This is a genomic window from Propionibacterium acidifaciens, from assembly GCF_003798325.1.
GTDB lineage: Bacteria > Actinomycetota > Actinomycetes > Propionibacteriales > Propionibacteriaceae > Propionibacterium > Propionibacterium acidifaciens.
In genome coordinates, this window is sequence record NZ_CP033719.1 from 584,671 (window position 1) to 596,329 (window position 11,659).

Consider the following 11,659-nt stretch of genomic DNA (forward strand, 5'->3'; position numbering starts at 1 on the left):
GTCAGCCCCGCAGGCCGACCCGTTCGGCCACGACGCCGGCGAGCCGGTGGGCGATCTCGTCGGCCTGCTCCTGGGTGGCGGCCTCGACCATGACGCGCACGAGCGGCTCGGTGCCGCTGGGCCGCAGGACGACGCGCCCGGAATCGCCGAGCTCCCGGCCGGCCGCGGTGACCCGGCTCGTGATGACCGGGTCGATGCCGGCGCGCAGCTTGTCGACGTTGGGCACGTTGACGAGGGACTGCGGCAGGCGCGTCATGACGGAGGCCAGCTCGGCGAGGCCGGTGCCGCTCCTGGCGACCTCGGCGGCCACGTGGAGGCCGGTCAGCACGCCATCGCCGGTGGTGGCGAACTCGCTCATGATGACGTGGCCGGACTGCTCGCCGCCGAGGGTGAAGCCGTTGGCCGCCATGTCCTCGAGCACGTAGCGGTCCCCGACCTTCGTCTGGTCGACGTGGATGCCGTGCTCGCGCATCGCGACGATGAGACCGAGGTTGCTCATGATCGTCGCCACGAGGGTGTTCTCGACGAGCTTGCCCTGGGCCTGCAGCCCCAGCGCGAGGATGGCCATGATCTGGTCGCCGTCGATCCAGCGGCCCAGGGCGTCGACGCCCTGGCAGCGGTCGGCGTCGCCGTCGAAGGCGAAGCCCAGGTCCGCGCGGCGGGCGACGACCTCGGCCTGCAGGCTCTCGATGTGCGTCGAGCCGCAGCCCTCGTTGATGTTGAGGCCGTCGGGGCTGCGGTGGATGCCGATGACCTCGGCGCCGGCCGCCCCGAAGGCCGGTACGGCGGTGACCGAGGAGGCGCCGTTGGCGCAGTCGAGGACGATGCGCAGGCCCGCCAGGCTCGTCCCGCCGAGGGAGTCGACGAGATGGTCGATGTAGGAGCCCAGGAGCCGGTCGTCGGGGCGGACGTGGCCGACGTCGGCGCCGGTGGGGCGCCGCCAGTTCTCGCCCATGCGCTCCTGGATGGCGTCCTCGATGGCGTCGTCGAGCTTGACGCCGCCGCGGGCGAAGAACTTGATGCCGTTGTCGGGCATCGGGTTGTGGCTCGCCGAGAGCATGACGCCCAGGTCGACCTCCTGAGCGGCGACCAGGTGGGCCAGGCCCGGGGTCGGGATGACGCCGACGTCGACGACGTCCACGCCGGCGCTGGCGAGGCCCGCCATGACAGCGGCCTGGAGGAACTCCCCCGAGATGCGGGTGTCGCGTCCGACGATCGCCACCGGCCGCCGGCCGTCGAAGGCGCCGACCTCGCCGAGCACATGCGCTGCGGCGACGGACAGGCCGAGGGCGAGTTCTGCTGTGAGGTCACCGTTGGCGACGCCGCGGACGCCGTCGGTTCCGAACAATCGAGCCATGGGTGGAACTCTACTCATCACCCGCGGTGCACCCGATCCCGTCCATCGCCCGGGGGCGACCGCCGGCCGCGCATCGCCCGAGGACGGGGGCGGCGGGAGCACGTGGCCGGGCACCCGACTCCCCCGCCCGGGGGAGGGCGCATGACGTGGCCGCACATCTCCTCGGTGAGGGTGCGACTCTCCCCCCTCGGGGAGGACGGGGCGCCACGCCCGCGGAACGGGCGACGGCAGCGGCCCGCACGCCGGCCGGGCCCGTGGGCGCCCTCCTTCGTGCTCCGCGGGGACGACGACGGCCCGGACCCGTCCGTCCCCCTCCGCCTCGCCTCGGAGGCGACCGGGGCGGGAGCAGAGCGCGGAGCGGGGACGGGAGGCGGGACCGGGCCGTGCGACGGGCGCGACGAATCAGCGCTTGGAGTACTGCGGGGCCTTGCGGGCCTTCTTGAGGCCGGCCTTCTTGCGCTCCTTGACGCGGGCGTCACGGGTGAGCAGGCCGGCCTTCTTGAGGACCGGGCGGTTCACCTCCGCGTCGATGGCGTTGAGGGCGCGGGCGATGCCGAGGCGCAGGGCGCCGGCCTGTCCGGTCGTGCCGCCGCCGTCGATGCGGGCGATGACGTCGTAGGCGCCGGTGGCGCCGGCGGTGACGAAGGGCTCGTTGATGAGCTGCTGGTGCACCTTGTTGGGGAAGTACTCCTCGAGGGTGCGGCCGTTGACGCGGTAGGAGCCGGTGCCGGGGACGAGGCGCACGCGCGCCACGGCCTCCTTGCGACGGCCCGTGCCGGCGCCGGGCGCGATGACGGCCGGGCGCTCAGCGGCGCCGGCACCGGCGGCACCGGTGGAGTCGGAGCGGTAGGCGATCTCGCGGTCGTTCTCGTCGGTGAACGGCGTCGTGCCGGTCTCGACGTCCTCGTTGGCGGTCTCGGACACAGTCAATTCCTCGCTCACTGCGCAATCTGGGTGATCTGGTAGGGCTGGGGAGCCTGGGCCGCGTGCGGATGCTCGGGGCCGGCGTACACCTTCAGCTTCCTCATCTGCTGACGGCTCAGCTTGTTCTTCGGCATCATGCCCCAGACGGCGCGTTCGACGGCCCGACGGGGATCCTTCTCGAGGAGCTCGCCGATCGAGGTGACGCGCAGGCCGCCGGGACGGCCGGAGTGGTCGTAGCGCAGGGAATCGGTGCGCTTCTTGCCGGTGAGGGCGATCCTGCCCGCGTTGACGACGATGACGAAGTCACCGGTGTCGATGTGCGGGGCGTAGGTGGGCTTGTGCTTGCCGCGCAGCAGGGTGGCAGCGGTCACGGCGAGACGGCCGAGCACGACGTCCTCGGCATCGATGACATGCCAGGCCCTGGTCACTTCGCCGGGCTTCGGGCTGTAGGTAGACACGGTCGCAGACCATCTTCCACTAGTTCACTACGGGTTCTGAGTTCACTCCGCACTGTCGGGGCGCGGTCTTCGGGGCGCCCTCGAGAGCCCGCCGGACCGGCGCACCGCCATGGCGGAGGCACACCAGCGACTAACGATAGCCCGGGAACCCCGCCCTGGTCAAAGCATGGCGAGGGACCATCGCCCCGGCCGCCCGCCGCCGGGACCCCTCTGCTGCCGCCGCCGATCCCCCGCCGGAGGAGCCGGAGCCAGGGGCTCCACCGCCGGACGCGGGCGGGCAACGGCCGGGCGCGCACCACGGGTACCGGTCGTCGGGATCACCCCGCCCCGCACCGGGGGCGGTGCCCCGTCATGTGCGGCTCATGTGCGGCGGCCCGGAGAACGGCAACCGGATTCCTCCCCCGAGTTGACCCGGTTCCTGAAGAGTCTTAGACTTTCTCAGGAATTGATTCAGGGAGCACGATCTTCTCTTCGCCGCTCCCCTCCCGCAGACCTTGAGGATTCGTTGCATGAGCGCACGCAGGGCACTGGTCGAGCAGTCCGCCGACATGATCTCGGCGACACTCGCCATCACTGCAGTCACCACAGCACGCAGGGCGATGTCCACCACCTCCACCACCGGCGCCCGGCGGGCGCTCGCGGACGACGAGTTCATCGCCGCTCCCGCCGCCCGCCGGGCCCTGTCCGAGTCGCTGCGGGCGACCGAGTCGCCGCGGCCGCTGCGGGCCGCCGAGCCCGTCGACGAGCCGACGGGGGCCGGGCGCGCCCGGCGCGCCGCCGAGCCCGTCGTCCCCGTCGCCCTGACCCTCGACGGCACCGGCCCCGAACGCGCCTTCATCAAGGCCGAGCCGGACTCCCGCAGACACCACGGCAGGTCGCGCCTCATGGCCGCCGGCATCGGCCTGGCCGCCGTGATCGGCACCGTCTCGGGCGGTCTGGCCATCACGACGAACGCCATGGCCTCGGGCACCGCCAGCCCGTTCGACACGACGGACGCCGAGACCGCCGGGGTCATCGCCGACGACCAGGTCGGCGCCGAGGCCGATCCGGCCATCGAGGAGACCCCCGAGGTCGTCGAGGTCGAACCCATCACCGTCGACGTCACACCGACCGTCGACCCGGCGAGCGTCACCGCCCCCGGGCAGAAGGCCCCGCTGTCCACCGCCCAGGCCATCGAGAAGGCCAAGTCGATGGTCGGCGACCAGAACTACGGCAACATGTGCCTCGCCCTGTCGGCGGCCTTCTACGGATACTCCAGCGCCGGCGTGAACTCCGCCACCGACGCCGCCGCGACCATCCAGGCCGCCGGCCAGATGCACACCGACATGAACAGCATCCCGGTCGGCGCCCTCGTCTGGTACGACGGCGGCCCGTCCGGCAATCCCTACGGCCACGTCGCCATGTACGCGGGCGACGGCATGATCTACTCCAACGGCGCCCCGACCGGTGTCGGCCTCATCCCGCTCGACGAGCCGGCCGACGGCTGGCACGAGCCGATCATCGGCTGGTCCACCGTCTGGCTGCCCAGCGCGACCGGCTGACCCGGACGATCCGGCCCCCGAGGCCCCGGCGACACGCCGGGGCCTCCCCTTTTCCCGCCCGTCCGGGCCCCTCCGGGCCGACGGGCCTTGCCAGAGCGGCGAGCTCGGGGCAATGTGTGCACATGAGTTCAAAGACGAACACCGCACCACGGATCCAGGGTCCGGAGGATCTCCGCAACGTCGTCCTCGTCGGCTCCGCCGGCAGCGGCAAGACCACGCTGTTCCAGAACCTCCTGCGGGCCCGCATCCCCGACCACCGCCCCGACAAGGAGGACGCCGAACGCACGAGCACGCTCGCGCTGGCCAGCGTCGTCGACCACAACGACACGGCCGGCGACGACGTCGTCGTCAACCTGCTCGACGCGCCCGGCCACCCCGACTTCGCCGGCGAGCTGAGGGCCGGCCTGCGGGCGGCGGACGGGGCCGTCTTCGTCATCAGCGCCGCCGACGGCCTCGACCCGATCACCACCTCGCTGTGGGCCGAGTGCGCCGCGACCGGCATGCCGAGGGCGATCGTCATCACGAAGCTCGACACCGACAAGGCCGACTTCGAGGCCACCCTCGACGCCATCACGACGGCCTTCGGCTCGGGCACGCACCCCGCCTATCTGCCCCTCGAGGACGAGGACGGCCAGGTCATCGGCAACATGAGCCTGCTGACCGGGCACGTGCACGACTACTCCAGCGGCCGGCGCGTCACGACCGACGCGGACGAGGCCCAGCGCTCCCTCATCGAGGCCTTCCGCACCGACTACGTCGAGTCGATCATCACCGAGTCCGAGGACGACGCCCTGCTCGAGCGCTACTTCAACGGCGACGAGCTGAACAACGACCAGGTCGTCGAGGCCCTCCTGTCGGCCATGTACCACGGCAACTTCTTCCCGGTCATCCCCGTACGGCTGGACGGCATCGGCACCGAGGAGATCCTCGGCCTGGTCCACCGGGGCTTCCCGCACCCGAACCGCCGCACGCTGCCGCTCGTCGTCGACGCCGACGACGAGCCCATCGACCCGCAGCTCGGCTCGGTCGAGGGCCCGCTGCTCGCCGAGTCGATCCGCACGATCGCCGACCCCTACGCCGGGCACCTGTCGATGGTGCGCGTCTACTCCGGCGTGCTCACCCCCGAGGCCGCCGTCCACGTGGCCGGCCACCGCGAGGGCATCACCGGTGTCCGGCACGGGCGCGAGGACCACGACGACACCGAGCGGATCGGCCTGCTGACCGTCCCGGCCGGCACCGGCACCGCCCCGGTCGACAGGGCCATCGCGGGCCAGATCGTCTACGTCGCCAAGCTGTCGCGGACCGACACCTCCGACACCCTCTCGGATCCGGGGCACCCGGCGGTCATCGAGCCGTGGGAGCTGCCCGAGCCGCTGCTGCCGACCGCCATCGAGGCGGCCGGGCGGGGCGACGAGGACAAGCTCGCCACGGCCCTGGGCCGGCTGCTCGTCGAGGACCCGACGGTGCGCGTCGGACGGGATCCCGACACCGACCAGATGCTCCTGTGGACGATGGGCCAGGCCCATCGCGACCTCGTCCTGGCGAGGCTGCGCGGACGCTACGGCGTGCAGGTGACGACCCCGCCGGTGCGCGTGGGGCTGCGCGAGACCTTCGTCGCGCCGGCCGAGGGCCACGGCCGTCACGTCAAGCAGTCGGGCGGCCACGGCCAGTACGCGATCTGCGACATCCGCGTCGAGCCCGGCGAGCGGGGCAGCGGCTTCACCTTCGTCGACGAGGTCGTCGGCGGCGCCGTCCCCCGCCAGTTCATCGGCTCGGTCGAGAAGGGCATCGCCGCCCAGCTCGCCAAGGGCACGATCAGCGGGCACCCGATGGTCGACGTCAGGGTCACGCTCCATGACGGCAAGGCCCACTCGGTCGACTCGTCCGACATGGCCTTCCAATCGGCGGGCGCCCTGGCGCTGCGCGAGGCGGCGAACCCCGCGACGGTCGCCCTGCTGGAGCCGATCGACGAGATCGCGGTGCACTGCCCGAACGAGTACCTGGGCGCCGTCATGACCGATCTGAGCAACCGGCGCGGCCAAGTCAGCGGCACCGAGCCCGGCGACGACGGCTTCACCACGGTCACCGCCCGCGTCCCGGTGCTCGAGCTGCTCGAGTACGCCATCGACCTGCGCGGCATCGCCCGCGGCGCGGCCAGCTTCACCCGCGCCCGCTCCGGCTTCGAGCTCATGCCCGCCACCAAGGCGGCCGCCCACCTCGGGGAGCACTGAGCGCCGACGCGGACGCCTCCCGGCGGGACGCCCGGACCAGTAGGCTGGTTGACCGTGCCAGAGCATCTCGCCCCGTCCCGCCCGGCCGGGCCCGCGTCCCGTGGCGCGCCGGGGAACGGCGCCGCCGTGGGACGCCCGGGCCGTGGCGTCGTCTCGTTCGTGCGCCGCAGCCCCCGCATGAACGCCTCCCAGCACCGGGCGATGGACGAGCTGGCGCCCCACTACCTCATCGACGTGCCGCACTCGTCCATGTCGACCTCGATCGCCCCGGGCACCCGGGTCGACCTGGCCGAGCGCTTCGGCCGCGAGGCGCCACTGGTCGTCGAGATCGGCTCGGGGGTCGGCGAGTCGCTCGTCGCCATGGCCGCCGCCCGCCCGGAGCTGAACGTACTGGCCTTCGAGGTCTACGCGCCGGCCGTCGCCTCGACGATGGGCAGGCTCGAGCGCGCCGGCGTGGACACCGTGCGCCTCGTGGCGGCCGACGGGGTGGAGGGCCTGCGCGAGCTCGTCGCCCCCGCGGGGCTGACCGAGCTGTGGACCTTCTTCCCCGATCCGTGGCCGAAGAAGCGCCACCGCAAGCGGCGCCTCGTCGGCCCGGAGCTCGCCCGGCTCGTCGCCGACCGCCTCGTCGACGGCGGCCTGTGGCGTCTGGCCACCGACTGGGAGGACTACGCCGACCAGATGACCGAGGTGCTGGGCTCCAACGGGCTGTTCGTCAACAGCTGCGCCGACCGGCCCGGCGGCTGGGCCCCGCGCGGCGACCGGCCGCCCACCCGCTTCGAGCGGCGCGGCCTGGCGGCCGGGCGCGCCATCCGCGACCTCGTGTGGGCCAGGGCGCCCCGATGAGCCCGGGGACCGCACGGGCGGGGACGCGCCGCCTGCGTCTGGACATCGGCTACGACGGGACCGGCTTCCACGGCTGGGCCGCCCAGCCGGGCCTGCGCACCGTCGAGGGCGAACTGGCCCGCTGGATCGGACGCCTCGCCCGACTGGGCGCCGACGCCGAGCTGACGGTCGCCGGGCGCACCGACGCCGGCGTCCACGCCCGCGGGCAGGTCGCCCACGTGGACCTGCCCGCGGGCGTCGCGCCTGAGGCGCTCGCGCACCGCCTGCGCAGGGTCCTGCCGCCGGACCTCGTCGTCCACCGGATCGTCGGGGCACCGGCCGGCTTCGACGCCCGCTTCGCGGCGCTGTGGCGCCGCTACGTCTACCGCCTGTGGGACGAGCGCTCGCGCCCCGACCCCCTGATGCGTGGCCACGTCACCGCCGTCGGCGGGGTCCTCGACACGGCGGCGATGACAGGGGCGGGCGCGCGCCTGCTGGGGCTGCGAGACTTCGCGGCCTTCTGCCGCCGCCGCGAGGGCGCCACGACGATCCGCACCCTGCTCGAGTGCACCGCCGTCCGCGCCGACGACCCGTGCGGCACGGTGGAGCTCACGGTGCGCGCCGACGCCTTCTGCCACTCGATGGTGCGCTCCCTGACCGGGGCCCTCGTCGCCGTCGGCACCGGCCGCCGGCCGCCGGAGTGGATCGACGAGGTGGCCGCCAGCACGCGGCGCCACGGCGGGGTGACCGTCATGCCGCCCGGCGGCCTGTGCCTGGAGGAGGTCGGCTACCCCGACGAGGGCGCGCTCGCCGAGCGCGCCGACCGGGCGCGCGCCGTCCGGACCCTGCCGCCCGACGACTGCTGCACCACGGAGGGATGAGATGGGCCACTACTTCGTCACGCCCGCCGGCCCGGCCCGGCCGCGCACCGTGCGCGCCCGCATCTGGGGCCGCGAGCTGACCCTCATGAGCGCCGACGGCGTCTTCAGCGCGCACCGCCTGGACCCGGGCACCGCGGTACTGCTGCGCGAGCTCGACCCGCCGGCCGACCGCGGGGCCCGCCTCCTCGACCTGGGCTGCGGCATCGGCCCCATCGCACTGGGACTGGCCCTGGAGTGCCCGAGCGCCCTCGTCGACGCCGTCGACGTCAACGAGCGCGCCGTCGAGCTGACCGCCGCCAACGCGCGGGCCCTCGGCGTTGCCGACCGTGTGAGGGCCGTCCGCCCCTCCGACATCGGCCCCGCGGTGCGCTACGACGAGATCTGGTCGAATCCCCCCGTCCGCATCGGCAAGGCGGCCCTGCACGAGCTGCTGGGCACCTGGCTGGGGCGGCTGCGCCCGGGCGGCGTCGCACACCTGGTCGTGGCGAGGAACCTCGGCGCCGACTCGCTCGCCGCCTGGCTCGTCCGTCAGGGCTGGCGGGTCCGGCGCGTCGGCTCGTCCAGGGGCTACCGCGTCCTCGACGTGACCGGCGGCGGGGACGGCGGGCTCTGAGCCCGACGGGCCCCGGCCGTCACCGCAGGCACAGGGTCGGGGCCCGGCCGCGGCTCCGGCGCCCGGGTCGGTTCCTGGCCGGTTCGGCCGCGGGGACGCGGCCCGGCGCGGCAATCCTCCTGCGAACAGGCCCCCGTCGACCGCTGGGTCCGGTCGTAGAATCGGGGCAGGACGTCGTTGTCCGGTCGTCGCGTGTGGGCGGGGTCCGCCCGTGCGGAGGGGCCGGCGGCCTCGTTGATCCGTCTTCTCATCAGCTCGCGGGAGCGGCGCCCGCCGTGCCCGGCCCCCGCGGAAAGGACCGCACATGTCCATCAGCAAGAAGTCCCTCGGCAGGAGGGCGGCGGCAGTCTCGATGAGCCTCGTCGCGGCGGCCTCGCTCGCCGGGTGCTCCGGCTCGTCCTCCTCCTCGTCCTCCCCGTCCTCCGGCTCGGCGTCGGCGAGCGCCTACTCGACCGTCGAGGACTGCACCGGCGCGGGCCAGGTGTGGCTGGTCGTCTCGGACGACGAGGGCCGGGTCATGGCGAACCAGTGCGTCGGCACCCCCGAGAACGGCACCGCCGCCCTCGAGTCCGCCGGCCTGGCGATCGGCCGCGACAGCAGCGGCCAGTTCATCTGCCAGATCGGCGACTACCCGTCCGAGTGCCCGACCACCTATGACAAGTACTGGAACTACTACCACGCCGAGCCGTCGGGCACTTGGATCTATTCCCAGGAGGGCGCCGACACCTTCAAGCCCGAGGCCGGCTGGATCGAGGGCTGGTGCTACGGCTCCACCTGCACGCCCGAGGGCATCGAGGGCGACGCCGCCCCGCAGGTCAGCAGCGCCGAGCCGGCGACCGGCGACGCGAGCGAGAGCCCGTCGGCCGCGGAGTCCACGGCCGCCTGACCGGCCGCCCGTCCCCGGGGCCCACCGCGAGCTTCGGCCCGCGGCGGGCCCCGCGGCGTTCGGGCCCATCGGCCCGCGCCCCTCGCCCGCTGCCGCGTGCGCGGCGTCGAAGTGCTCGACGCGCGGGTGGAGGCGGACCGGGTCCTCCCCGACGCCGAGGCCCTCTCGGACGGGCGGATGGACGTGCCCGCGCAGCCGCGCGCGGCAAACGACTTCCGCGCGGAACCGGCAGGGGCCGTCGCGGCCGACGCACGTCCCCTCCCGCCGGCCGGTGGCCTCACCCGCGATCCCGGACCCGAATCCTGCACCCGGCGGCGCCCGGGAACCCTTGGCGGAGTCCCCCGCATTGATTTCTCTACGTTGTAGAGTAATGTTTCGTCCATGTCCCTTCCACGTTCCGTCCGCACCACCGCCGGCCCCAGTCGAGGAATCGATCGCCCCGCCGTCCGCCTCTACAGCCGTGTCGGACTGTTCTACGGCCTCGCCATCGCCATCCCCTGGGCGCTGTGGACCGCGGCGAGCCTCGTCTCACGGGCCGGGCAGGGCACCGCGGCCCGCTGGGTCACGAGCGGACTGGGGCTCGCCGGGCTCGCGTCCCCGATGCTGACAGCCGCCGCACTGATCCGCCGCGATCCCCGGCTGCGCCGCGACGTCATCGGCCGCATGACCGCACCGAGGGGCACCGCCCTCGCATGGGCCGCCGTCGCGATCGCCCTCATGCCGATCGCCCTGCTGGCGGCCACCGCCGTCTCCGTCGCCTGCGGCGGATCGACGGAGCAGTTCGAGCTCAACCGGCACTCCGCCGTCATGATCGGCACGATCCCCGGCTGGGTCACCATCACTCTCGCCCCCCTCCTCGAGGAGCTGGCCTGGCACGGCTACGGCACCGACGCCCTCACCGCCCGGTGGAGCCTGTGGCGCACCACGTGGGCGTTCACGGTCTTCTGGGCCCTGTGGCACGCCCCGCTCGCGGGCATCAGGGGCTCCTACCAGGCCGAGGTCACCGACACGGGCCCGCTCGCCGGCGCCAACTTCCTGCTGTCGCTCCTCCTGTTCACGATCCTGATGAACTGGCTCTACTACCGCTGCGGCCGGAGCATCTGGATCGCCGTGCTCTTCCACCTGTGCGCCAACGTGGGCAACGAGCTCTTCCGCACGAGTCCCGGCACCAAGGTCATCCAGACCCTCATCCTCGTCCCCGTCTGCATCTGGGTACTCTGGCACGATCGAGCCCTGTTCCTCACCCGACCGGAGACGCAATGAGCCCTCGTCCGCCCAGGACCAACCGGCAGGAGATCGTGCGCGCCGCCATCGCCCTCATCGACGCCGACGGCATCGACTCGTTCAGCATGCGGCGCCTGGCATCCGCGATGGGTGTGGACCCGATGACGCTCTACCATCACCTGCCGAACAGGGCCGCGCTCCTCGACGCCGTCGTCGACGAGCTGTGGAGCAGCATCGAGCTCGGCGAGCCCGCCCCGGGCACCGAGTGGCGGGAGAGCCTCGCGGGCCTGGCGCACCGCCTGCGCGGCGTCCTCCTGGAGCACCCCCGGCTCATCGCGCTCGTCGGCACCCGTCCGGCTGTCACGCCGCACATGCTGACCACCATCGACCGGGTACTGGGCTGGCTCGATCGCGACGGCCTCGCGCCCGCCGAGGCGCTGCGGCTGCTCGACTGCGTCACCGGCTACGTCGTCGGCAAGGTCCAGGGCGAGCTCCGCCGGCCCGTCGGCGGCCCCGGCGTGTCCGTCGACACGGCGCTCGAGGGCACGGACGGAACGAGCCATCCGCACCTGACGCGGGCACTGGCCACGGGCTACGGCTGGTCGCCCGACGAGGAATTCGCCCGCGGGCTCGACGCCATGCTCGGCGGCTGGGGCGGCGGCCCCGTCCCGCCAGAGCGCCGGTGACGGCCCCGGCACCAGCGGTGAGAACCGGCGCAG

General features: G+C 73.6%; 11 protein-coding genes. 8 read left to right on the forward strand and 3 right to left on the reverse strand.

The features are described 5' to 3' along the window. Position 1: 1 nt before the first annotated feature. The 3 genes from glmM to rplM form a co-directional block, all read right to left on the reverse strand. Positions 2-1,357 (reverse strand): phosphoglucosamine mutase, encoded by a 1,356-nt coding sequence (gene glmM, locus EGX94_RS02555; protein ID WP_021796121.1) that lies wholly within the window; start codon positions 1,355-1,357, stop codon positions 2-4. Positions 1,358-1,759: 402 nt separating this feature from the next. Next, a complete protein-coding gene (gene rpsI / locus EGX94_RS02560) occupies positions 1,760-2,281 on the reverse strand; it encodes a 30S ribosomal protein S9 (protein ID WP_021796123.1) in 522 nt (173 codons plus the stop codon). Positions 2,282-2,295: 14 nt separating this feature from the next. Next, positions 2,296-2,739, reverse strand: a complete 444-nt coding sequence (gene rplM / locus EGX94_RS02565) for a 50S ribosomal protein L13 (protein ID WP_021796122.1) — start codon at positions 2,737-2,739, stop codon at positions 2,296-2,298. A 509-nt stretch (positions 2,740-3,248) separates the two neighbouring features. Here rplM and EGX94_RS02570 point away from each other — a divergent pair. The 8 genes from EGX94_RS02570 (at position 3,249) to EGX94_RS02605 (ending at position 11,626) form a co-directional block, all read left to right on the forward strand. Then, on the forward strand, positions 3,249-4,280 hold the full coding sequence (locus tag EGX94_RS02570; RefSeq protein WP_123825855.1) for an NlpC/P60 family protein: 1,032 nt from the start codon (positions 3,249-3,251) through the stop codon (positions 4,278-4,280). Between the two features lie 122 nt (positions 4,281-4,402). Next, the gene (locus tag EGX94_RS02575) at positions 4,403-6,511 is read left to right on the forward strand and encodes an elongation factor G-like protein EF-G2 (protein ID WP_043123097.1); all 2,109 of its coding nucleotides are present in this window, start codon (positions 4,403-4,405) and stop codon (positions 6,509-6,511) included. A 54-nt stretch (positions 6,512-6,565) separates the two neighbouring features. Continuing rightward, positions 6,566-7,357 carry a tRNA (guanosine(46)-N7)-methyltransferase TrmB gene (gene trmB, locus EGX94_RS02580; protein ID WP_081707486.1) on the forward strand — a complete coding sequence of 264 codons (792 nt, stop codon included), beginning with the start codon at positions 6,566-6,568 and terminating at the stop codon, positions 7,355-7,357. Then, positions 7,354-8,217: a tRNA pseudouridine(38-40) synthase TruA gene (truA, locus tag EGX94_RS02585; protein ID WP_028706145.1), complete on the forward strand. Its 864-nt coding sequence runs from the start codon at positions 7,354-7,356 to the stop codon at positions 8,215-8,217. The genes trmB and truA overlap by 4 nt, the downstream gene beginning before the upstream one ends. A 1-nt stretch (position 8,218) precedes the next feature. Beyond that, positions 8,219-8,830 (forward strand): class I SAM-dependent methyltransferase, encoded by a 612-nt coding sequence (locus EGX94_RS02590; protein ID WP_021798634.1) that lies wholly within the window; start codon positions 8,219-8,221, stop codon positions 8,828-8,830. Positions 8,831-9,134: 304 nt separating this feature from the next. Beyond that, positions 9,135-9,716, forward strand: coding sequence for a hypothetical protein (locus EGX94_RS02595; RefSeq protein WP_051245317.1), 582 nt, complete (start codon positions 9,135-9,137; stop codon positions 9,714-9,716). Between the two features lie 381 nt (positions 9,717-10,097). After that, positions 10,098-10,979 (forward strand): CPBP family intramembrane glutamic endopeptidase, encoded by an 882-nt coding sequence (locus EGX94_RS02600; RefSeq protein WP_021798228.1) that lies wholly within the window; start codon positions 10,098-10,100, stop codon positions 10,977-10,979. Beyond that, positions 10,976-11,626 carry a TetR/AcrR family transcriptional regulator gene (locus tag EGX94_RS02605; protein WP_081660502.1) on the forward strand — a complete coding sequence of 217 codons (651 nt, stop codon included), beginning with the start codon at positions 10,976-10,978 and terminating at the stop codon, positions 11,624-11,626. Before EGX94_RS02600 ends, EGX94_RS02605 begins: the two co-directional genes overlap by 4 nt. Positions 11,627-11,659: the final 33 nt, after the last annotated feature.